At 28.7% G+C, this 23,657-nt stretch carries 24 protein-coding genes, 3 rRNA genes and 1 pseudogene; 7 read left to right on the top strand and 21 right to left on the bottom strand.

What is annotated here, in order from left to right:
- Positions 1–48: 48 nt before the first annotated feature.
- Genes ACZ91P_RS04850 through ACZ91P_RS04830 form a run of 5 tightly spaced genes read right to left on the bottom strand, consistent with a single transcriptional unit; the run spans position 49 to position 5,528 of the window.
- A complete protein-coding gene (locus ACZ91P_RS04850) occupies positions 49–2,010 on the bottom strand; it encodes a hypothetical protein (RefSeq protein ID WP_465158282.1) in 1,962 nt (653 codons plus the stop codon).
- Positions 2,011–2,014: 4 nt separating this feature from the next.
- Positions 2,015–3,406 (bottom strand): hypothetical protein, encoded by a 1,392-nt coding sequence (locus ACZ91P_RS04845; protein ID WP_465155663.1) that lies wholly within the window; start codon positions 3,404–3,406, stop codon positions 2,015–2,017.
- Positions 3,399–3,704, bottom strand: coding sequence for a hypothetical protein (locus tag ACZ91P_RS04840; protein ID WP_465155665.1), 306 nt, complete (start codon positions 3,702–3,704; stop codon positions 3,399–3,401). The genes ACZ91P_RS04845 and ACZ91P_RS04840 overlap by 8 nt, the downstream gene beginning before the upstream one ends.
- Positions 3,677–5,137 (bottom strand): PBSX family phage terminase large subunit, encoded by a 1,461-nt coding sequence (locus tag ACZ91P_RS04835; RefSeq protein ID WP_465158281.1) that lies wholly within the window; start codon positions 5,135–5,137, stop codon positions 3,677–3,679. The genes ACZ91P_RS04840 and ACZ91P_RS04835 overlap by 28 nt, the downstream gene beginning before the upstream one ends.
- Positions 5,130–5,528, bottom strand: coding sequence for a hypothetical protein (locus ACZ91P_RS04830; protein ID WP_465155669.1), 399 nt, complete (start codon positions 5,526–5,528; stop codon positions 5,130–5,132). Before ACZ91P_RS04830 ends, ACZ91P_RS04835 begins: the two co-directional genes overlap by 8 nt.
- Positions 5,529–5,812: 284 nt before the next feature.
- On the opposite strand from ACZ91P_RS04830, the gene ACZ91P_RS04825 reads away from it, so the two are divergent.
- From ACZ91P_RS04825 to ACZ91P_RS04805, 5 genes are all read left to right on the top strand, one after another.
- Positions 5,813–7,153, top strand: coding sequence for an Mbov_0401 family ICE element transposase-like protein (locus ACZ91P_RS04825; RefSeq protein ID WP_465158280.1), 1,341 nt, complete (start codon positions 5,813–5,815; stop codon positions 7,151–7,153).
- Positions 7,154–8,138: 985 nt separating this feature from the next.
- Positions 8,139–8,963, top strand: coding sequence for a recombinase RecT (locus tag ACZ91P_RS04820; RefSeq protein WP_465158278.1), 825 nt, complete (start codon positions 8,139–8,141; stop codon positions 8,961–8,963).
- Positions 8,964–9,045: 82 nt separating this feature from the next.
- Positions 9,046–9,465 (top strand): hypothetical protein, encoded by a 420-nt coding sequence (locus tag ACZ91P_RS04815; RefSeq protein ID WP_465158277.1) that lies wholly within the window; start codon positions 9,046–9,048, stop codon positions 9,463–9,465.
- 73 nt (positions 9,466–9,538) lie between these two features.
- Positions 9,539–9,733 (top strand): hypothetical protein, encoded by a 195-nt coding sequence (locus ACZ91P_RS04810; protein WP_465158276.1) that lies wholly within the window; start codon positions 9,539–9,541, stop codon positions 9,731–9,733.
- Between the two features lie 52 nt (positions 9,734–9,785).
- On the top strand, positions 9,786–9,875 hold the full coding sequence (locus tag ACZ91P_RS04805) for a lipoprotein (protein ID WP_465158275.1): 90 nt from the start codon (positions 9,786–9,788) through the stop codon (positions 9,873–9,875).
- 43 nt (positions 9,876–9,918) lie between these two features.
- On the opposite strand, the gene ACZ91P_RS04800 is transcribed toward ACZ91P_RS04805, so the two are convergent.
- The 3 genes from ACZ91P_RS04800 to ACZ91P_RS04790 all read right to left on the bottom strand — a co-directional run bounded on the left by ACZ91P_RS04800 (position 9,919) and on the right by ACZ91P_RS04790 (position 11,176).
- The gene (locus ACZ91P_RS04800; protein ID WP_465158274.1) at positions 9,919–10,332 is read right to left on the bottom strand and encodes a hypothetical protein; all 414 of its coding nucleotides are present in this window, start codon (positions 10,330–10,332) and stop codon (positions 9,919–9,921) included.
- Positions 10,333–10,345: 13 nt separating this feature from the next.
- Positions 10,346–10,831 carry a hypothetical protein gene (locus ACZ91P_RS04795; RefSeq protein WP_465158273.1) on the bottom strand — a complete coding sequence of 162 codons (486 nt, stop codon included), beginning with the start codon at positions 10,829–10,831 and terminating at the stop codon, positions 10,346–10,348.
- 117 nt (positions 10,832–10,948) lie between these two features.
- The gene (locus ACZ91P_RS04790) at positions 10,949–11,176 is read right to left on the bottom strand and encodes a hypothetical protein (protein WP_465158272.1); all 228 of its coding nucleotides are present in this window, start codon (positions 11,174–11,176) and stop codon (positions 10,949–10,951) included.
- Positions 11,177–11,461: 285 nt separating this feature from the next.
- Between ACZ91P_RS04790 and ACZ91P_RS04785 the strand changes: the two are divergent.
- Positions 11,462–12,431: pseudogene (locus tag ACZ91P_RS04785) on the top strand (IS30 family transposase).
- Between the two features lie 158 nt (positions 12,432–12,589).
- On the opposite strand, the gene ACZ91P_RS04780 reads toward ACZ91P_RS04785, so the two are convergent.
- The 4 genes from ACZ91P_RS04780 to ACZ91P_RS04765 form a co-directional block, all read right to left on the bottom strand.
- Positions 12,590–12,814: a hypothetical protein gene (locus ACZ91P_RS04780; RefSeq protein ID WP_465158271.1), complete on the bottom strand. Its 225-nt coding sequence runs from the start codon at positions 12,812–12,814 to the stop codon at positions 12,590–12,592.
- Positions 12,769–13,053, bottom strand: coding sequence for a hypothetical protein (locus tag ACZ91P_RS04775; RefSeq protein ID WP_465158270.1), 285 nt, complete (start codon positions 13,051–13,053; stop codon positions 12,769–12,771). Before ACZ91P_RS04775 ends, ACZ91P_RS04780 begins: the two co-directional genes overlap by 46 nt.
- A 1,239-nt stretch (positions 13,054–14,292) precedes the next feature.
- Positions 14,293–14,604 carry a hypothetical protein gene (locus ACZ91P_RS04770; RefSeq protein ID WP_465158269.1) on the bottom strand — a complete coding sequence of 104 codons (312 nt, stop codon included), beginning with the start codon at positions 14,602–14,604 and terminating at the stop codon, positions 14,293–14,295.
- Positions 14,562–14,765, bottom strand: coding sequence for a hypothetical protein (locus ACZ91P_RS04765; RefSeq protein WP_465158268.1), 204 nt, complete (start codon positions 14,763–14,765; stop codon positions 14,562–14,564). Before ACZ91P_RS04765 ends, ACZ91P_RS04770 begins: the two co-directional genes overlap by 43 nt.
- Positions 14,766–14,952: 187 nt before the next feature.
- On the opposite strand from ACZ91P_RS04765, the gene ACZ91P_RS04760 reads away from it, so the two are divergent.
- Positions 14,953–15,762, top strand: a complete 810-nt coding sequence (locus ACZ91P_RS04760; protein ID WP_465158267.1) for a GNAT family N-acetyltransferase — start codon at positions 14,953–14,955, stop codon at positions 15,760–15,762.
- 24 nt (positions 15,763–15,786) lie between these two features.
- Here the strand turns inward: ACZ91P_RS04760 and ACZ91P_RS04755 are convergent, their stop codons facing one another.
- The 9 genes from ACZ91P_RS04755 to ACZ91P_RS04715 all read right to left on the bottom strand — a co-directional run bounded on the left by ACZ91P_RS04755 (position 15,787) and on the right by ACZ91P_RS04715 (position 23,171).
- Entirely contained in the window at positions 15,787–15,966 is a 180-nt protein-coding gene (locus ACZ91P_RS04755; RefSeq protein WP_465158266.1) for a hypothetical protein, read from the bottom strand.
- Positions 15,960–16,367: a hypothetical protein gene (locus ACZ91P_RS04750; RefSeq protein WP_465158265.1), complete on the bottom strand. Its 408-nt coding sequence runs from the start codon at positions 16,365–16,367 to the stop codon at positions 15,960–15,962. The genes ACZ91P_RS04755 and ACZ91P_RS04750 overlap by 7 nt, the downstream gene beginning before the upstream one ends.
- A gap of 69 nt (positions 16,368–16,436) precedes the next feature.
- Positions 16,437–16,688, bottom strand: coding sequence for a hypothetical protein (locus ACZ91P_RS04745; RefSeq protein WP_465158264.1), 252 nt, complete (start codon positions 16,686–16,688; stop codon positions 16,437–16,439).
- A 323-nt stretch (positions 16,689–17,011) separates the two neighbouring features.
- Positions 17,012–17,551, bottom strand: a complete 540-nt coding sequence (locus tag ACZ91P_RS04740) for a hypothetical protein (RefSeq protein WP_465158263.1) — start codon at positions 17,549–17,551, stop codon at positions 17,012–17,014.
- Entirely contained in the window at positions 17,535–17,738 is a 204-nt protein-coding gene (locus ACZ91P_RS04735; RefSeq protein WP_465158262.1) for a hypothetical protein, read from the bottom strand. The genes ACZ91P_RS04740 and ACZ91P_RS04735 overlap by 17 nt, the downstream gene beginning before the upstream one ends.
- 272 nt (positions 17,739–18,010) lie before the next feature.
- Positions 18,011–18,283: a lipoprotein gene (locus ACZ91P_RS04730; RefSeq protein WP_465158261.1), complete on the bottom strand. Its 273-nt coding sequence runs from the start codon at positions 18,281–18,283 to the stop codon at positions 18,011–18,013.
- Positions 18,283–18,389 (bottom strand): 5S ribosomal RNA (gene rrf / locus ACZ91P_RS04725). The genes ACZ91P_RS04730 and rrf overlap by 1 nt, the downstream gene beginning before the upstream one ends.
- A gap of 71 nt (positions 18,390–18,460) precedes the next feature.
- Positions 18,461–21,378, bottom strand: a 23S ribosomal RNA gene (locus tag ACZ91P_RS04720).
- Positions 21,379–21,651: 273 nt separating this feature from the next.
- A 16S ribosomal RNA gene (locus ACZ91P_RS04715) occupies positions 21,652–23,171 on the bottom strand.
- The 16S, 23S and 5S rRNA genes sit together here, the layout of an rRNA operon.
- Positions 23,172–23,657 lie beyond the last annotated feature (486 nt).

Below are 23,657 nucleotides of genomic sequence, written 5' to 3'. Positions count from 1 at the left end.
TTTAATTGTTTTAAATTGTAAGTTGAATAAAATAATTCTTCTGTTGGTTTACCATCTTTTTTTTAAAACAGTACCTTTTAATTTATCTGTTAATAAAGTTGTAAAACTAAAACTAGTAGTATTAGCTCCAAAAATAGCACCAACTTTATCATTGCCTTGTTCTCTAAATATTTCAAATGGTAAATAACCTTTACCTTTTGAGTTTTCAGACCAAAATGCATCATTATAAAAACTATAAACATTAGCACTCATAAAGCCATTAAGTCATTGGAAATTAGGTCAAGTTTTTTCATTTTGATTAATTACTCATCCTCATGGAATACCAAATGAAATAAAGTTTAAGAATTTACCAACTCCACCTGGTATCGTAAAAGGATTAAAAACTAATTTTTGTGTATAGTTTAAAGGTAATACTGTAATTTGGCGATTAATAAAATTATTCATATTTAAAATATCTCAAACATTACATGCGCTCATTTTATTATATTCAATTTGAACTTGACCAACGGTATTACCGAATTCATCTTTTCTTCTAAAATAAGATGATGCCTGGGTAGTAATAATATTATCAACTGTACCACTGTTTGTTTTTATTTTTGCTGGTGGTGTTATTTTTCAATCTTTAGACCAGTAAAATTTAGAATCTTTATCTTCTTTATGAATATTTCTACCAACAGTAGAATTAGTTGCTGATGTAGTGGCGGGGTCAGTTATAACAATACCTTCACTATTTTTTTGTTTTCAAAAATCATATCTACTTTCCATATCTTTTTTTCAATCTTCATAACCAGTTATCATTGTTGGTTGAATACCTTGAATATTATATCAACTTACCTCAGGTGATGCATAAGTATTTATTTTGTCTGGTGGTGTAGGAAGCATATTATACATTAATAAATCTCTTGAATTCATTACTTTTTTATTAAATTGACCTTTAATAATTGGTCGGCCAATTACAGGCATATCAAAAAATATCGGATTACCATAAAATTTAACTGCCATTGCTCTAACACCTGGGTCTTTTAATAAAATCTCATCTAATTCAACAATACCTTTATTTAGTTTTTCATCATAAGTTATTTTAGGAAAACAATAACCTTCACCTGGGGCACTTGTTTGAATAAATTGTCGTACTGATAAACCACTATTACTAATTTTGTCATTAATACTTGAAAAGGTAATTTCTTGTCATAAGAAACTACCATCATATGGTGAATAATAATTAATAACATTAGAGGGATATAATCATTGTCTATCTTGGGGAGCAGAATTAATATCACCACCACCAATATTTAAACCACGATCATTAAATACTGTATAAAAATTATAATAATCATTAATATTTAATTTATCAGCATCTTCATCTAAAATTAATAAAGTATATTGTCTTTCGGTTGATTGTTGAGTAAATACTTGTTCGAATTTAGCTTCACCGAATTGGATTGAACTTCTATCATCAATCATATAAGCATCTCAATATTTACCAACTTTAACTTCTTTTGTATAAAAATTATCTGCTTTATTATCATTATTAACAAAATAACTTAATTTGTATTGCTTTAAGTATTCTAACATTCTATTAATATCATAAATGTTTTCACCAGCAATTAATTTTCAATAAACATTATTATTTTCATCTTTTAATTTTATTGCAAAAGGTGTTTCATTATTTGCTCATATTGTTGAATTAATAGATTGTTTATTAAAATCATCAATCGTTAAGATAGTAATTTCTTCACCTTTATATTTTTGGACTATTTTTAAACTACCTTGTCATTGTGCAATAGTACTTTCCATATTATCAAATATTCGTGAATAACTACCATAGTCACTTGGTTTTGCATTATTAGGTTTTCATCCTGTTTCAGTATCAGGTATATATGAACTATAAACATTAAAAGGAAATACCATTCAATGTCTATTATCTCTTATGTTTTCTCTGATATCTATTAAAGTATCATGGGCTTGTCTTCTTAATTCTTCCATAACCCCTGGATTAATTCTACTCATTTTTTTAATTCTCCTTAATTTCTGTTCTCCCTTGTAAGGCATTTTGATTATTACCAGTTTCATCATATTCTAGTAATTTATTATTATGTTCGATTTCTTTAGCTTGCATTTTATCTTGTCATTGTTCTACTTTTTCAAAATATTTTGTTGCTTCTAATTCGTCAACGTTATCATATTCAGTTATGGCTCTTATTGGTTCCATTGTTCCATTATCTAATCTAGCGATAATTAATTCATTTTGTCGCATTTGATCAACTAAACTAGCACTAATAAAATCAAATCCATAAGGGCGTTCACCGCTACCATCTCATAAATCATAATATTTTAAAACAGTATCAAACATCTTGGTATAATATTGTTTACGATATGCCTGTAAATATGCTTGTTTTTCTAAGTCTTTTGTTTTAGTTAATAATGACTGTGTTTTATTTTGATCATTATCTGATTTATCACCAAAAGGACTAGAAAAATGACATGCTAAATATACTTGTTCAATAATAGATTTTTGGTCTTCAGTATATGTTTCTAAGGTTGGTGTACCTTGTACCACTTGTAAAGATTGGGATAATTGACCATCTACTGTTGATGAACTTGATTGAACAAAAATATCATCAAATACATCTTGTAGTACTTTTTTATTGCCTTTGTTATAAGCAGTCATTAAATCATCACTTAGTATCCCATATCAATGCGTACGATTTGCATATCTTTCTTTTGATTTAATATTAAAACTATCTTCTAAATCAAATTGTAATTTATAACAATTTGCCATTGTAGGTCATGGATTTAAAGTTGTTGATGTTGATAAAAATAAAGGATTAGATTCATTAATCATTTCTCAAAAAGGTACAATACCTAATTTATTTTTAAATTCTTGTACTAAAACAGGTCTAACATCATCTTTAATTTGTGTTTTACTTTGTCCAACAACTACTTCATTATTTTTAGGTCAACCTTTAATAACTATTTTATCTTTGGTACAAATTAAATTTAAAATAAAACCACTATCTGATTGATGATAATTTAATCAAATATCAGCACCTTGTTCAATTTCATTTATTTTACTTACACGAGATGTAAAGTTAAAAGGGTTAATTCATAAATCAATATTGCCATCACTAGTTTCTAATAAACCAAAGATAGTTTTACCCATTAAACTTGCTGTTAATTCATTTTTATCTAATTTTTCTTTTATTTTATAAGTTTCATATCATCAATTTAATTTTTTTAAAATATCTTTACGATGAGATTTAAATAAAATATCTTTACCATTTACTAATCGCATTTGATGGCGAGCAATAATATTGGCCAAATTAATTGTTCAATCATAATTATAAAATTTTAAAACACTATTAATATCATTTAAGTTTGGTAAACTAGGGAAAGTATTATGCATTGTTATTTTGCTCCTTTAATTTTAAGATAAGTGCATAATTAATAATATTTACTGTTAATAAATTTGGTTCATTTGCCAAAACTTGAACACATACTTTAACTTTTCGATATTTTTTAATATATTCATTATATAAATTTAATTTACATATTGCGATATTATCTTTTTTTAATTCTTGACAAAGTCTTTTTTTAACTTGTCCACAAACAGACATATAAGGTCTTTTTGCATTTATTACACGCTCATCATGTATTACATAAATATCTTTTTTCATTAATTTATTCACTCCCTTTGTTGTCATAATTTATAATCTGCTGAACTATTATGCTTAACCATTGGTATTAATTTAAAATGTAAAGCATAAAAATCACTATCAAATGTATCATCATATAAGTCTAATACTTTTTCTTCTCTTGCTTCAGGCTTATCTTCTCATTGTATTAATTCATATTGGGTTTTACTTACAGGACATTTTTCTCATAATCATTTTAATTGATTAGTATTTATTAACATTGTGAATGCCTCTACACGATGTCTTACTTTAAATTTTTGTTTTTGTGCTGGTTTAAATGTCATATATTGACCAAAAGAATAATTATATTTTTCTCGGTTTAAACTTTGCAATGTTGAATAAGCACTATCATCAACATTAATTGATATTCCTTGTTGTATTAAATTAAAGTATTGATTTAATTGATTGTTATAAAAATCTAAAATATCTTTAACTTGTTCTAATTCAGTTTTAAATTGTTGTGTAGCATTTGAATGAGTATATTCAGCAACTTTATAGGCTTTTTTATCAAATGAGTTATATATTCAAAAACTAGCCGCTGTTGTATGTCCTTTAGGACTAGTAGCATTAGCAATATCAACACCACCTAATAATTTAGTTGGTTGAATAATATCTGTTGCTTTCATAATATCAATATATCTTGCAAAGATTGATCCACTAGTATTGCCAGGAAGTCCTCAACTCCATACTCTTGCTCTTTCAATATCTAATTGTTCTAATCTTAATTGTTCATTAACTTTATCTTGTGGTAATTCATAATTTAATTTTCAACTAGAATAATGAATAATAATTTTCATATTTCATTTTTCAATATACTTAATTTGCTCATATTTACTACGCATTATTTCTTCATTAAAAGGTAATAATTCATTACAATAACCAACAATATATCTTTTTAAACTTTCAGGATTACATGTATTAATTGTTATTTTATTTTGATAACCACGAATAGCAAATTCTAAATCACTTAAATCTTTTTGTTGAAATTGATCACATTCTTCTCTTCAATCAATAACTAATTTATATTTATTCAAATCAGCAAAGGCTTTTAATTTTTCTTTCCGACTTGGTGAATGTAAACCTTTACAATATATTTTGCTACCATTTGATAAAGTAAAAGTAAAATTTGATAAATTAATAGTATAAGGTATATTATTTTCATCTAAAATATTTCATATATTTTGAAATACACTATCTTTTAAATCTTTACTCCAATACATACTAGCAATGATACAAATTGATTCTTTAATTAATAAACTAATTTTTAATAATTCACCAAACATTTTAATATTTGATATAGTCTTACCACTATATCGTGTTCCAATTTGATTAATTTCATTAACTAACTCATATTTCTTAGCAAAGGGGTATTTATTACCAATACTACTATTTTGTAATAACCAATAAGGCATTTCTAATAAATAAGTAAAATGATTAAGCATTATTATCACTTTCTTTTTTAATATCTCTAATATCAGTTTGTAAATTAACTATTATTGGTTGTTGATTATTTAAGTTTAATTCTTGTTCTAACTGTTTTTCTTGTATTGAATATTTATAATTAAATGCACGCTGTCAATATGTTTTTACTCCATCTGGCGTTTTAACCATTTGTTTAATAAGTTCACTTTCAATTTTATCAACTTGTCGTTGTATTAAAGGTATTATCTTTTCGCTCTTGTAAGTTTCATGTCTTCATCTGCTAGAAAGGTTGAATTTATTGGTTAAATCATTCAAAGTATAGGGAATATTGGGTTTCTTATCGGCTCAAAATTCTTCTATTTTACGCTTAAATGTGCTTAAACTTGCTGTTTTTGGATTAAATTCTTTCATTTTTACTCCTTTTTGCATATTAAAATTGCTATTATTTAACGAATATGATTAAATAAAAGAGTAAAAAAGTCCTGTTAAATATACAAAAGAACTCTCACAAGTTCTTTTTTATTATTTATATTTTACATCAAAATAAAAAAAAGTAAAGTAATTTACTTTTTTCAGTTAAATTAATTTGCTAATAATTAACACTTAAATTATAACATACTAAATAAAAATTGCTATCTTTTTTGCATTTTTATTATTTTTATGTTAATGTGTGAAATTAAGAAAGAGGGTAAAAAATGATAAATATTGATGAAAACTTTTTTAATAATTTTAATAATTTGTTATATATACAAAGTATTGAAATTATTCAACAAAATTTAGAAAATTCTGATGAATGAATTTTTAAAAATTATAAAATTGATGAAACTTTAAAAGAATTTAAAGATTATAAAGTAAAAGAAATAAAACCAAGAACATTAACTATTTTAAATGGAAAAATAACTTTTAAAAGAAGAAAATATTATAAAATTAATCCAGAAACAGGTAAAAAAGAATATATTTTTCCTTTGGATAAACTTTTAGGCATTAAAAAATGACAAAGAATAGATAATACTGTTAAAGAAAAAATATCATCATTTATTGGTAATAAAAAAACATATCAAGATATTTTAGATACTATGGAACATGTAAAAATTTGTATAAAAACAATTTCAAATATTATGAAAAATGCAAAAATTTATAAAGAATATTATATTAATAAAACTGATAAAAAAATAAAGGTACCTCATACTTTATATATTCAAATTGATGGAACTTATTTAAAAATGTGAAATGAAAAGAAAAAAGGAAAAGAAAAAATAAAAAAACATAGTATATTTTCAACTGTTCATACTGGTTTTGATAAGGCAAAATCAACGAAAAAAAGACCTGTAATTCAAGATAAATTAGGTGTTATAGAGCTAGATAATATTCCAGAATATATTAAAAAAAATAGTAAATTAACTAATTTTGTTAATAAATTACTTACATTAATTACAAGTTATTATGATGTTAATGACAATATTGAATTTATGGTATTAGGAGATGGCGCATCTTGAATTAAAAATATTGTAAAATTTATTCAAGAATATTTTCCTAAAAATAAAGTGCATTACACGATAGATAAATTTCACCTTACAAGTAGATTTAAAAAATTATATCCTTATCAAAGTAAAAACAAAAAAAACAGAGAAACATACCATAAAGCAGTCGATTATTTTTTTAATGCTAAATATGAAGAATTATTAGAATGTTTAGAAAACAGTGCTTCTTTTATAAAAGAATCAAAAATAAAATTCTTAAAAGAGACAATTAAATTAATTAAAAATAATGAAGAAGGTGTCATAAATCAAACATTATGAAATAATATTGGTTGTCATATTGAGGGTGATATATCACATTACTGTAAAGGTGTTTTGGTTAAAAAAGCAACTTATCATGAAAAAACTCTTAAAAATAAATTAAATACTAGTATGATGAATTTTAAAAATAAAATTAATTTATTTAATACTAATGAACCATTAGAAGAAAATAGAATTAATTATTTAGTTAATAATTTTGTAAATAATAATTTACAACCAAACTTATATTTTTATTAATTTTATCTAATAAATTAAATAACTTTAATAAACATGTATTTTTGTTGTGGAAAAATTTAAAAAATGTTAAAATGTTGTTGACAATAAAATTAAAAGTAATATAATTTAAATAAGTAAGTGGTATTTTTATTCCACAATTTCTAAGATATTAATTAAAACCCTTAAATAATACATACAGCCAACAATTATATAAAGAAGATTTTTACAAAAATCCATATTCAACAGGTTCTATCGATTGAATATTAGTTGACAGTTCAAAATATGACAAATTACCTAGTAAGGAGGATAAATAATTAGTGATATTGTAAAAAATGCAGTAAATAATATTACATTTCCGTTTTATATAAAAGGTTCTGATTTTAAAGAATTAAGTTTAAAAGCATTAACAATTAAAAAATGAATTGATGAAAATGGACAAGAATTAGAAGAATTTATATATCGACAACAAGCTTGATTAATAAATGGAGAATATAAATCACAATCATTAAAAGATTTAAAATTAGTAGTTTCAAAAATTGATTATATTTTTAGAGAACCATTAGAATTAATAAAAAATTTTAAAGATGAATTAAATTCTATTAGAAAAGATATTTTGAATTTAGAAAATAATATTAAAAGTAATCATGATTCTTTTAAAAATAGTGTTATTAATATTCAATTTCAAAAACAAAATGAAATTATTGAAAATCATAAAAAAGAATAATTTTTAGAAATTAAAAGTGTAGCAAAACAAATGCAAGAATTAAAAATTATTACTAGTAATTTTCGTAAAAAAAATTATTAGTTAAAGATATTGAAATAATTGGAATTGATGATGATTTTGTAGAAAATGCTAATAAATATGAATTAAAACAACTAATTAAATATTTAATTGCTGATGAAAAGTTAGTTAAAAACATAATTAAAGCACAATGAGATATAAATACAGAAAATAAAGTAATTGGTATTAAAGGAATAAATATTCAAATTAAAGGAGTGAAATAAAATGGCAAATATAGTAGAATTTTTAAGAACAGATCTAGCAAATGATTGAATTAAAAGTAAATTTTCAAATGAAAATGAAATTGTAAGATTTAAAAGTAATTTGATAGCAATAACAAATAGTAATGAATTGTTACAAAAAGCAGATCCAAAAACAATTATGACTGCTTGTTATCAAGGAGTATTATTAAACTTACCGATGGAAAAACAATTTGGATATGCTTATGTAGTTCCATATAATACTAAAATAACAAGAATTATTAATGGTCGCAAAATACAAGAATGAGTTATTCAAGCACAATTTCAAATGGGTTATAAAGGTTATATTCAATTAGCCCAAGGAAGCGGTCAATATTTAGATATGTCAGTATCTAATGTCAAAGATGGTGAATTAATAAATTATGATCGTTTAAAAGGAACTAGTTTTAATTGAATACAAAATGAAGATGAACGAGAAAAATTACCAATTATAGGTTATGCAGCATATTTTAAAATGGTTAATGATTTTGAAAAAACTTTATATATGACAAGAGAACAAATGGAAAATCATTTTATGAAATATTCTAAAACTTATGCTAAAAATAAAAAGTTTATGATTGCTACTTTTGATGAAATGGCATTAAAAACAGTATTAAAATCATTATTAAGAAAATGAGATATTATGTCAGTTCAATTACAACAAGCATATAAATCAGATCAAGTAGTTATTACAACTAATGATGAAAAGATTTATATTGATAATGATAGTAATATCGTTAAAAATCAGGAGCATATGAGCCATGAACCATTATCAAATAATATAAATTTACCCCATGTAATGATGAAATAGCGTACACAAACGATAATGTAGTTAAAGAAGAAGATATCTCTAATGTAGTACCAGCAATTAACAATGATGAGGATGTATACGCATGATAAAAATAGGTATTGACCCTTCTGGATCTGGTACTACGGCTATTGTTGTTTTTGAAAATAATATCTTATTAGATAAACAAGAGTTTATAAATAAAGATTGAAAAAAACATTCTAAATTTATTATAAATTATTTAAAAAATGAAAAACCATTTGAGAAAATATTATCAAATAATCATAAACTAAAATATTTAGTTTTTATAGAAAATTGTTTATATACAAATGCCAATGGCTCAAAAGATAGAGATGATTTATTGAAATTATTAGGTTCGTTAGAAACACAAGGATATATTGCTAATGTTTCACCACGCCATACTAAATCAGTTGTTAAAAATATAGAAAATGAAAGTAAGTATTATGGAAATAAAATTTATTGGGGAATTGATAGTAATTTAACTTTTCAATATGGTAAAGGTTAAAAATATAATAATGACAAAATTAGTAATCATTTACGAAATGCCATTATTATTGCTAATTATAAGGGTTAATATTATGAAACATTCATTTAATCAAAAAACAGGAAAATATTATTTTAAATTAATTCGTAATGTTAATATTTACTTAAATGAAAACCAAGAAAAAGTTTGAAATGAATTTAATGACTTTACTTATTCACAACGAATCGAATATCTTATTAATTTTTATATAAGTCACAACAAAAGTGATAAAGATAATAATTCTAACTAACTTAACCTTGTATATATAATGTAAGAAATTAATAGAAAGAGGGTTAATTGGAATGAAAAAAATATTAAGTATAATAGGAACAATTTCATTAGTAGCAACAAGTACAACAAGTTTAATTGCTTACAATCATTTTTTTCCATAATTGACCAGTTGCTAATGTATCTGCTCCTATTTGGTCTAAAATTTTAGTATATGCTTTTGTAAATTGAGCAAATACTGGCATTGCAACCATGTACCATTAAATCGTCTTTTTTAGTACGAAACATTAAAGCATTTACTTTTTGTACTAAATTAATTGAAATATCATTAATTTTATAAAATGTTTCTTGTGCTGTATCAGTATCTTTTGGAATAGGTAATTTAATAAATTGACCTGTTGCAATACATGAATCTACAACACCTTGTAAATAAATTGCATTCATATTTGAATATCAATTACGAGTAATTGTTTTCATTCACTCTCCAATTGTAGTAGTTCGTACTTCAACTGCTGATTCCATAAAACGAACAACATCAAATGTAGGATCATCATATTTAAATGTTAACATTTGATCCATCATAACAGTTGCTCTTCGCACTGCTACGGATTGTTGTTCCATTCCAGAATCTTTATTATTGTCATGTTAAACTTTTAGCATAATCAATAATATCTTGGTCAGTTTTAGCACCATTTTTCTTAATTTCTTCTAAACGATTAGATTTAATTTCTTCACTTCTTTTTAGCATTTGGTCAATAACTGACCCACCATCAACAGTACCATCTACTGAATTAATATTATATTCTTCTGCTATTTTGTTTATTCTTTCTTGTTTAGATAAATCTTTATATTCATCATTATTAATTAACGAAGAAATAATCTTTTTATCTTTATCTGTAAAATTTTTTAAATATAATTCATTTTCTAATAAATCACTTTTATTTTTTAATTCTTGTAATTGAGTATTAACAATTTCAAAATCTGTTTTATCAACTACATCTTCACGATTTTTAATTGATTCACGAATTTGTTTAGCCTGAGCAGATAATAATTCATCAACTGCTTTCGCTTTTTCATCATCAATTTCTAAAATTTCTTTAATTTTTTCTAAATTTGCCATTATTATTCGCTCCTTATTTGAGTGTAGGATTAACACTTTTAACAAATTATAGGTAAGACTGTTTTATAAAAGGAAGATTAACCTTATAAAAATATTATACCATAATTTAATTCTTTTTTACAATCATTGTGTTAATCATATCTTTATACTCTTTTTTTGTTCCATATATAAAATAGTTTCATTTATTTTAATTTGAAACTCTTTAAAATGACTAATACATAATTGCACTGGTCAATCACCTTGCATTTTTCTTACTAAATCATCATTTTTATCTTTTTTAAATCTTGCTAATACCTTTCTTTTACAATTTGGCATTTTTTGGCCATTTTTTAATCCTTTTTGCATATTAAAATTGCTATTATTTAAACAATATAATTAAATAAAAAAGTAAAAAACTGTATTAATGTATAAAAGAACTCTCATAAGTTCTTTTTTTATTATCTATATTTTACATAAAAAAGACTTTTGCAAGTCTATATTTTTGTAATTTTCTAAAACAGGTTAAGAGTAGGAAAATTCTTCCTTTTTAGATTTACAATATTATCTTATCATCATTAAATTTAATGTCAATAATTTACTTTTATTTTTTTTATTGTATTATGTAAATATTTTAAGAAAGGGTAGGAGAAAATGAAAAAATTTAAACATTTAAGTTTTATTGAAAGATGTAATTTAAAAGAAGCCTTAGAATCTGATATTTTTAAGAAAAAAAATGGCACTCTTAATATATCAAAAATAGCAAGATATATGGGTCGTAGTAAAAGTACTATTAAATATCACTTAAAACATTATAAATGATATCATCCTATGCAAGAACATAAACGATATTTAGAAAATTGTAAAAATTGTAAAAAGAAAACTACTTTAACTTTTAAACAATTATTATGATTAGATGAAAAATTTAATAAATTTCATTATACACCTAAACAAATATGTAAATCATATGAAATTGAATTTAATGATAAATTCCCTATGTGTTTTTAAACACCTTATAAATATATTTATTTAGGTTTATTTGGTTTAAATAAACGTAATTTGTATTTTCATAGTAAAAAAAGATACATAAAGGGAAAAAATATAAACGTGGTAATTTAAGCAATGATTTTAAAACTATTAAACAAGCAAAACATGAAAAAGGTACTTTTGGTTGATTTCAAATGGATACTATTGTTGGTAAAGATAAGAAATCAGCATGTTTAACATTAACAGAAGAATTAACTAAATTTACCTTTTTTAAAAAATTAAAAGAAAAAAATTCAACAGAAGTATTAGAAACTTTAAAACAAATTTTTAAAAATAAACTTTTAAAAAACATTTAAAGGGAATTATAACTGATCAAGGAAAAGAATTTTGAAATTGAAAAGATATTGAAAAACATCTTAAAACAAATGTATATTTTTGTGATAAAGGTAGTCCTACATAAAAAACAATTGTAGAAAGAATGAATAGAGATATAAGGCGAGAATTACCAAAAAGTACTGATTTTAGAATTATTAAACAAGATAAAATAGATTGAATAATTAATACAATTAATGATAAGATAAGACCTTGTTTAAATTGAGAAACACCAACACAGTTATTTAATAAATATATTAAATAAATTTATTAAATAAAAAAACTTAATAAATTATTTTTTAGTGTGCCCAAATATACTAATTTTAAATAAATTAAAAAAATAATTTAAAAATACTTGCAAACTTATTTTTAAGTGATATTATTTTAATTAATAAGAGTAGGAAATAATTAATTGCATTTACACTATACAAAATAACAAATTTTATTTTTAAATTGATTTAATATTAAATACACATTATTTATTGCTTCTTCTTCATTTTTGGAATTAAAAGTAATATTATTAATTATTTTCTTTTGCAAAACATTATAGATAATAATACCAGTTTGTCCAATTCCAGCAGGGTCAATTGCAATAATATATTTTAATTTATTTGTTTTATTTTTTTCTCAATTTGTAATATCTTTCAACCATCTTTAGTTAAATCTAAAATATTATTAATTTTGTAATGTTGCATATATGAATTAATAACATCTCATTTATCTTCAAATAAATTTAAATACATTTTTGCTCATTCTAAACACTGTAAATCATAATGATTTTTATGGTGCGAAATACGACAATCAACGGGCTGACAATTAACTCAATCAAATGATGTTGTTATTTCATTTCAAGTTTTATTGATATATTTACTTTTATATTCTTGCATAATATTTTTTTCCTTTCTTTTTATTTATATTTTTTAAATAAAAAGAAAAATCCTTTGTTGGTTAATATTTTGATATTTAGTAAATAATGTATTGTATTTTAGTATTTATTTATTTCGCCACCCGCTTCACTTCGGGGGGGAGCAGGTGGCGGTAGGATATTTTGACAGAGTTTATCCCCGGATGGAAGTAAAACAAATTTACCCAGTTATTAATTACGCTTCATCCATCCCTAGACAACTTTATACAAAGAAAATAACCTTTTGGAGTTCCAACCCTCTTGTTTTTTTAGTTTTCGATATTGTTTTTTTGGTTTAACAACACTCTTTTTATGAAAACAAGCCAAAAAACACATGCTCTGACATTTCACAAGTGATTAATCTTGCCGAGAATTAAAAAAATAAATAGGAGTAGTAAATCCAATCGCTTTCACACTTTCTTTAAAGCTTTCGTGCCATAGATGAGTTATCCATCTTTAAGCATCAAAAAATATTAAGTTTTAGGGGTTGCATTATTCATCGGATAATACCTTTATTTGAAAGGAAATTTATAAAAAAATATCGTTTATTTTGTGTAGGGAAAGCAGAATAACATCTATTTTTATGATAAAAATTCTAAATTTAAAGATACTATCCGATGAATAAAGCAAATAAATTTATGTTTTTAATATAAAAATAAAAAAACAATCTCACAAGAATTTTTTTTGCCGGTTCATCGTACAGGACGCCTTATTTTTAATTAATTTTCAATTACTATATTATATTATACATTTTTTAAAGTATGTGTAATTTAATTTTAGTTTTTAAACTATTTTTTAGTATGTTAAAATATGAAATTATTTTTTGTATTTTTATTTTTTTGTGTTATTATGTTTTTATAAAAGAAAAAAGTTTCTTGTTTTTAAATAAATTAAATAATACCCGTTTATATGCAACACTCCCAATTTTTAGTAAAAAAATTAATAATTCCCACAATTTGGATAGAGAAAAAATTTTCAATTATTTCATCTTAGCGAATATTCTTTTAAAAGTTTTTTTGAATTTTTTGCCGAAGGATTTTCATACTGATTTTTAACAAATGATACATTAAAAACCAAAGTATGAGAATTTTGACATGAGTTTTTAACTTTTTATTTGCCAAGTTTAAGATAATTTTATTTTTATTCAAAACTAAATTAAGTGACTTAACAATTTTATTTTAAATTAAAAAAACACTGATAAACATCAGTGCAAGTTATTTAATTAACGTGAAACTTGATCTAATAATTTTTGTCATTTTTGTGACTCTTTTTCTCATGATTCTTTTGATAAAATCATTTTTCGCTCACGCATTGCTTTTTTAACACGTGAAATATTTGTCAAACGAGCTTGTTTTTTAGCACGTTCTTCATATAAAGCATTATTTTTAGCAATTTCTTCTTTTCGTTTTTGTTCTAATAAAGCAATTTTTTCTTGTTCAATCTTATCAACATCTTTAAGTTTTGATGCTGCTTTAAGTTCTTTTTCCTTTGCTAATTTAATTTTTTCTTCTCATTTTTTGATGCAATAGCACATGCTTCATTATTTTTTTTAATTCATTCTTCATGCATTAGTTTTTCTTTTGCTGCTTTTATATCAGTTTTAGTAGTTAACTCTTTTCCTTCCTCAATAATTTGATTTATTAAATCAACTACTGGTAATTCTTCTTGCATAACAATTTTCTTTTTTATTGCCATAAATAAACTCCTCATTTTTTTATGTTTCGTTTCCTATATAAGAATATTTATTTATATTTCTGCATAAACTATTATCATTATATCAAAAAAATAAAAAATTTAAAATATTCCTTTTGTGTATTCCATATATTTTGATTCAAAGGCAAAAAAATGGTAAAATTAAAATGTGGTAAAAAGGAGTAATATCATGCTAACATTTAACAATAAAAAATTAGATCAATTAGTTGCAAACTTTATTCATTATATGGTTGACCCTAAACATGACAATGGTAAACATCTAATTGAAAGTGATTATAATAATTTCTTTCATCATATTGATTCACGTAATTCAAAAAGTAATTTAAATGTTGTTATTAGTTCACATCTCATAACAGCTGAACAATTTGCAAAAGCTAGTGAAATTATTGAACAATATCATCAAACTAAAACACCTTTTACTTGATGTACTATTACCAATGATAATAATCAATTTGAAAAAACATTTTTTGAAAAAACTGACCTTCAACATTTTGAAACAGCCATTGGAATGCTAATTGACTTAACAACTTTTAACATTGCTAATCGGGCAAGTGATAATGAGCAATTTCAAGAAGTAACAATAGAAACAAATGTTCTTAATGTTGTTGAAATCATTAAAAAAGCCTTTGATTTATCATTAATTGATTTAGCAAAATATCAATCAATTTGAGAATTAAATCAAGAACAAAAAATTAGTTATTTTACAACTTTAATGAAAAATCAAGTCCCTGTTTCAACAGGAAACTTATATTTTGAGTCAGAATTAGCAATTATTGACGACATTGCTACTCATCCTGAACATCAAAAACAAGGTTATGCTAAGGAAATGTTAATTCATTTATTAAACCAAGCAAAAAAAGCAAATTACCACTATGCTGGTTTAGTTGCAACACCAGATGGTTTACCTTTATATAAGAAACTGGGATTTGAATCACAACAACTATATTTTAATGTTTACACAATGCATTATTCAAAATAATAATGCATTTTTTTGTTATCCTATTTATGATTTATGATCTGAATATATTGAACAAAGTTTAACTTCAATATTGCTATATCGTTCAATATTTGTTGGTTCATATTTTAATGTAAAATGCATAAACATACGGTAGTTTTCTTGAAGATATTCAACTCAAAAATCATTAATTAAATCTCAACCACTTCAAATTTGATTAACTAACATCAAAAAAATGACTCTGTTTCAATTGATGAATCAATCGTCATAGAATCCAATAGTTTAGTTTTTACATCATGGATAAATTTATTCTTTTTATCATTTTCGTTGGTAAAGCTACTATTATTAGCAGTTTCTCATAAATTTTTAATTTCTTTTCATAAGTTAGGTTTAGTTTTAATAATAATATCAAATTTTTCTTCATTTGGTAGGACATCAGTTGTAATTTGATAAACTTTTATTTCATTCTGAAATGCAATAACTGGCTGCTTTGTTTGTATTCTCATTGTTGAATTGTTCACTAAACTACTATTTTGTTTTAAGTTGTTATATTCGGTAATTCCAGTTATACCACATGTGATATTAGGAAAAAATGAACTTATCCCTAAGAAAACTAAAAATTTTTTCATTTTTAAAAATTCCTTTCTTTTTTATTAATTAATATTATATCTTGTATTAAAAGAAATTAGCAATCTCTTCTAACTCAGAACATGACATTTTTTGAGCATCATTTGAGTCAATTGCTGAAATACTAATTCTTTTTTTGTCTTTTGTTTACTTTGAGATCCATGACATCATTCTAGATTATTAAAATTGTTTTGTGCGTCTACACGTCATCTATGTATAATAGATTTGGCTATGTTATATTTTTGAACTGTTAGTTTAATGCCATTTAACTCAGAAAATGTTAAAATTTTTAGTTTTTCATTTTTGTTTCATTGTTTTGCCATAAGAAAAGAACATCCTTTCAATAAAATTATATAACAAAAAATATTTGTCTCTTTTTTCTGTCAATTTTATTTTAGATGTTCAATTCTATTGCTCTTTTTTAATATATTTTTATATATCTAATAATATAATATAAATATCAAATATTTATTTTAAATATAGATTAGTCTAATTCTTTTTTACATCATCATCAAGTGCTAGAGACTTAGCACCTTTTTTAGAGTGTGAGTTGTTTTTTCTGATAACATGAAATGTGCATTTCAACCTTTAGTAATATTATAAACTGTTAATGTTGTTTTATTTCAAATCATACAAATAACATCCTCTACATCTGTTTGTCCTCCTTGTTCTGTTCACTTTTTCAATCCAGTATCAATTTTATTATTCCAAAAAACTTATCTGCTTCTAAGTAAAAAGTAATATCTCCCTTATTAAAACTTAACTTATAACCTTTAGTCAAATTCTTACCTTTCAATATATAGACTGCTGTCCCATTATCGTAATAATCTGTGAATGGATCATTAGACCTTAATCCAACCCAGTATTCTGAAAGTGATAATTCATCAGTACCATAACATCCACCTTTTCAAGCTCAAATATCGGTATTGTAATTTCAATTACCCGGCATTGCTCTTACATAGGCCTTTTTGGTAATTTTGGTTTGATAAGGATCTAAAACTCTTTGTGCATAACCCTCAGGTCCATACTCATGTTGACCTTGAGAATAAACTTCAAATTTGCCATTAACTAATTTACACAAATATCAATAGCTTGATTGAAAGGGCCCCTTTGTAGGAACAGGAGCATCTTGAACCGAACAAGATATGTATCATTTATTTTCGCCAAATCTAATAACATTTGGCACTTCAACGCCAAGACCACGAACATATAACTCATCTACTTTTTCATTGATATATGAAAGTATCTCTTCAATCGTTTATACCTGCTGGCTTTTCTGGTGCTAGAACACCAGTTTTATAAATTGGTTGCCCCAAACCATGCGAAACAAAATATGCAATTCCACTGTCTCCTGTTATTTCACTACCATCCATTAACTTACATGGTTGCATTGAAATTAAAAATACGATATCTCCTTCATCATCTCGTCAAACTGAGCCTCCTAAAGCAGAAGGTATGTAAGATGTTTGAGAAAATTCTCTTCCTCGTTTAATACGTATTTCAGTTTGAGTTCAAGAATTCATATCAGGTGATGTCATTTCAACTCATTCGGCTGGAAAATATTTTCCGTTTCTAAATAAAATTCAACTGTAGTATATTCCTTCATCATCATACAAAATTGTACAAGGGTCATTTGCCCAAGCATTTAATAAACTACCATCTTCTGTGTTTTTTGGTGCGTATATCATTTAAATGATTGGTCTGATGATTTCGCTTGTTTAAGTGAATTATTAGATTCACTATTTGTTTTTACATAATTCCTAAAAATGTCAGGACGTATTGGCTTATCAACATTTTCATTTGTAACACAACTTACAATTACTTGATTTATAACATCATTATCTTTACAAGCAACAGCGCTACTTGTTCCTGCACTAACTAAAGTTACTGCACTTAAGATATTTAAAACTTTTTTCAACCTGGCACTGCCCTATTTTCACCTTGCGGCTATCGTCGGCGTAATAGTGCTTAACTTCCGTGTTCGGGATGGGAACGGGTGTATCCACTATGCCATAAGCACCAGATTATATCTGAGGGAAATTATCCGCTCAAAACTAGATAATAAACTGTCTAAAATTTGTAAATAAGCTCTCGCTTTTTGAAGTCCTCGACCTATTAGTATTGGTTAGCTGAACACGTCGCCGTGCTTACACATCCAACCTATCAACCTTGTCGTCTTCAAGGGGTCTTACTCCATAAAGGATGGGAAATCTCATCTTAAAGTATGCTTCTCGCTTAGATGCCTTCAGCGATTATCATTTCCACACATAGCTACCCAGCTGTGCCACTGGCGTGACAACTGGAGCACCAGAGGTGTGTCCATCCCGGTCCTCTCGTACTAGGGACAGATCTCTTCAAATTTCCTACGCCCACAACAGATAGGGACCAAACTGTCTCACGACGTTCTGAACCCAGCTCGCGTACCGCTTTAATGGGCGAACAGCCCAACCCTTGGAACCAACTTCAGCTCCAGGATGCGATGAGCCGACATCGAGGTGCCAAACCTCCCCGTCGATGTGAACTCTTGGGGGAGATCAGCCTGTTATCCCCAGGGTAACTTTTATCCGTTGAGCGACGGCCCTTCCACACGGGACCGCCGGATCACTAAGCCCAGCTTTCGCTCCTGTTCGACTTGTAAGTCTCACAGTCAAGCACCCTTCTACCTTTGCGCTCTATGTATGATTTCCGACCATACTGAGGGTACCTTTGGGCGCCTCCGTTACATTTTAGGAGGCGACCGCCCCAGTCAAACTACCCACCTGACACTGTCTCTGATCTGGCTTACAAATCTAGGTTAGGATTCCGACATAACAAGGGTGGTATTCCAAGGATGACTCCACAACAACTAGCGTTACTGCTTCAAAGTCTCCCACCTATCCTATACATGCTATATCAAAACCCAATATCAAGCTATAGTAAAGCTCCATGGGGTCTTTCCGTCTAGTTGCGGGTAACCTGCATCTTCACAGGTACTAAAATTTCACCGAGTCTGCAGCCGAGACAGCGAAGGGATCATTACGCCTTTCGTGCGGGTCAGAACTTACCTGACAAGGAATTTCGCTACCTTAGGACCGTTATAGTTACGGCCGCCGTTCACTGGGGCTTCGGTTCAAAGCTTCGCTAATGCTAACTATAATCCCCTTAACCTTCCAGCACTGGGCAGGCGTCACCCCCTATACGTCGTCTTACGACTTTGCAGAGAGCTGTGTTTTTGCTAAACAGTTGCCCCTTCCTCTTCACTGCGGCTCATATTACTATGAGCACCCCTTCTTGCTAACTTACGGGGTTATTTTGCAGAGTTCCTTAGCTACAGTTATCTCGCTTGCCTTAGGATTCTCTCCTTGACCACGTGTGTTCGTTCTAGGTACAGGCACCATATAAATAGTACTAGAAGCTTTTCTTGGAAGCATGAAGTCATATACTTCGCTACTAGGCGAACCGTTTTCGCTCCCCATCACACTTCAAGGTTATGCAAGGCGGATTTGCCAACCTTACCCTCTTTGTGCTTAGCCCGGAATCCAATAACCGGGATATACTATCCTTCTCCGTCACTCCATCGCTCTATATGGTGGTACAGGAATATCAACCTGTTGTCCATCGACTACGCCTTTCGGCCTCGCCTTAGGTCCTGACTAACCCTGGGTGGACGAACCTTGCCCAGGAAACCTTGGTCAAACGGCATGAGGGATTCTCACCCTCAAACGTTACTCATGCCGGCATTCTCACTTCTAACCAGTCCAGCAGTCCTCACGGTCTACCTTCATCCCTGTTAGAACGCTCCCCTACCGCCCTGTATATAAATACAAAACCCATAGCTTCGGTATTATGCTTAGCCCCGGTACATTTTCGGCGCAAAGTTACTCGACTAGTGAGCTGTTACGCACTCTTTAAAGGATGGCTGCTTCTAAGCCAACCTCCTAGCTGTCTAAGCGACTTCACATCCTTACACACTTAGCATAAATTTTGGGACCTTAGCTGATGATCTGGGCTGTTTCCCTTACGTGCATGGACCTTATCACCCATGTACTGACTGCCGAGTATACAAAATTGGCATTCGGAGTTTAATTGCATTCAGTACCCCTAGGTGGGGCCATCATACATTTAGTGCTCTACCTCCAACTTGCTAACCTCGACGCTAGCCCTAAAGCTATATCGGGGAGAACCAGCTATCTCCAGGTTCGATTGGAATTTCACCCCTAGCCACAAGTCATCCGCGGTCTTTTCAACGAACGTCGGTTCGGTCCTCCATTAAGTTTTACCTCAACTTCAACCTGCTCATGGCTAGATCACCTGGTTTCGGGTCTATGACAACATACTAAACGCCCTATTAAGGCTCGCTTTCACTACGGCTCCGTATTTTCTACTTAACCTTGCATGCTATCATAACTCGCCGGCTCATTCTACAAAAGGCACGCCGTCACCCATTAACGGGCTCCGACTTCTTGTAGGCATATGGTTTCAGGTACTCTTTCACTCCCCTCCCGGGGTGCTTTTCACCTTTCCCTCACGGTACTCTGGTTCACTATCGGTGAATAGGTAGTATTTAGCCTTACGCGGTGGTCCGCGTTGATTCCGACAAGATTTCACGTGTCTCGCCGTACTCAGGATACCATTTCGAGTCTTGTCTATTTCGTATACGGGGCTATCACCCTCTGTGGCATGGTTTCCCAACCATTTCTACTATAAACAAGTTTTGTAACTCTACTATTATGGTCCTACAACCCCAGATAAATCTGGTTTGGGCTGTTCCCCGTTCGCTCGCCGCTACTAAGAGAATCGCTTTCGCTTTCTTTTCCTCTAGGTACTAAGATGTTTCAATTCCCTAGGTATACCTTCACTATAACTATTTATTCATTATTAGGATGATGAGAGATTAATCTCACCGGGTTTCCCCATTCGGACATGTCCGGATCAAAGCTTACTTCCAGCTCCTCGAACCTTATCGCAGGTAGTCACGTCCTTCATCGTCTCCTATTCCCAAGGCATTCACCATACGCCCTTTGTAACTTCAAAGTTTTATAAATTATTTGACTTGATTTTAAATCAGTTTTTTGAGAATCATTTACAAATATAACTGTGAAATTTTAGTTATTTTTAAAAAATAACAGAAATTTTGAATTATTGTTATTTTAATCATTTGATTAAAATAACTAGATGTCTATTATCCAGTTTTCAAAGAACAATTCCAATAACATTTACTTGTTATTGTCAGAGAAACTAATCTCTGAAAACTAAACATAACGGTCATTAAAACTAGTTAATTACTATAAAGTATTAACTCCATAGAAAGGAGGTGATCCATCCGCACGTTCTCGTACGGATACCTTGTTACGACTTCACCCTAATCATCAATCCTACCTTGGGCGGCTTCCTCCTTGCGGTTAGAATACCGACTTCTGGTATTATCAACTCTCATGGTGTGACGGGCGGTGTGTACAAGACCCGAGAACGTATTCACCGCGACATTGCTGATTCGCGATTACTAGCGATTCCGGCTTCATGAGGGCGAGTTGCAGCCCTCAATCCGAACTGAGATCGGTTTTTTCAGATTAGCTCCCTCTTACGAGATCGCAACTGTTTGTACCGACCATTGTAGCACGTGTGTAGCCCAAGACATAAGGGGCATGCTGATTTGACGTCATCCCCACCTTCCTCTAGCTTACACTAGCAGTCCCGTTAGAGTATCTCAACTTAATGGAGTAACTAACGGCAAGGGTTGCGCTCGTTACTGGACTTAACCAAACACCTCACGGCACGAGCTGACGACAACCATGCACCACCTGTCTCAATGTTAACCTCCACTGTATTTCTACAGCTTTGCACTGGATGTCAAGCCTTGGTAAGGTTCTTCGCGTTGCTTCGAATTAAACCACATGCTCCACCGCTTGTGCGGGTCCCCGTCAATTCCTTTGAGTTTCACTCTTGCGAGCATACTACTCAGGCGGAGTACTTAATGCGTTAGCTGCAGCACCGAACTTAGTCCGACACTTAGTACTCATCGTTTACGGCGTAGACTACTAGGGTATCTAATCCTATTTGCTCCCTACGCTTTCGTGCCTAAACGTCAGTGATAGGCCAGTCGACCGCCTTCGCCACTGGTGTTCCTCCATATATCTACGCATTTCACCGCTACACATGGAATTCCATCGACCTCTTCTACACTCTAGCTTAACAGTTTTCAAGGCGAACTGGAGTTGAGCTCCAGGATTTGACCCCAAACTTGTTAAACCGTCTGCGCACGCTTTACGCCCAATAAATCCGGATAACGCTTGCCACCTATGTATTACCGCGGCTGCTGGCACATAGTTAGCCGTGGCTTTCTGGTAAGGTACCGTCAAATAAGTATCATTTCCTATACTTACTGTTCTTCCCTTACAACAGACCTTTACAATCCGAAGACCGTCTTCAGTCACGCGGCATTGCTCCATCAGGCTTTCGCCCATTGTGAAAAATTCCCTACTGCTGCCTCCCGTAGGAGTTCGGGCCGTGTCTCAGTCCCGATGTGGCCGATCAACCTCTCAGTTCGGCTACGTATCATTGTCTTGGTAGGCCATTACCCCACCAACTAACTAATACGCCGCATCTTCATCCATTAGTGATCCAAACGAACCTTTTAACATTCTCTGATGCCAGAAAATGTCGTATGCGGTATTAGCAGTCGTTTCCAACTGTTATCCCCCGCTAATGGGTAGATTAGATACGTGTTACTCACCCGTTCGCCACTGGGTGCAAGCACCCCGTTCGACTTGCATGTATTAGGCATGCCGCCAGCGTTCATCCTGAGCCAGGATCAAACTCTCATTAAAAAAATATCGTTTTTGTTCCTAACTTTAATGACGGATATTCATTGATTAAATGATTATCTTTTGTTGTTATGTTTAGTTTTCAAAGATCGTTCTTGTGTCAGCAAAACACCTTTTAAATCATACAAAATTATGCGTTTATTGTCAATAACTTTTGACTCTTTTTTTCATATTTATTAAGTAATAAATTACTACCAACTGACACCTTTATAAGTATATAAAATCCTCATTTTTTTTGCAAGTGTTTTTAGCAAAAATATTAATTTTTTTTATAAAAAAATAGGGGCCGTTGAAAAGATACGGGTTGTTAGTTAAAAACAAGATATAATCTTGTTTTTTCTTTTATGTTGTAAATTGTACTATGAAGTCTAGCACTCTACTTAATTTTATTATAACACCAATAAAATAAATGTTCAATATAATTTATTTTAAAAAAATTTAGTAGTTTTGTTTTAAATTTATGAATTTTGGCACAATGAAAAATAAAAT

Source organism: Spiroplasma endosymbiont of Halictus nicosiae, assembly GCF_978018445.1.
Note: the sequence above shows the minus strand (reverse complement) of the source record. Positions and strands in the feature narration are given on the sequence as shown.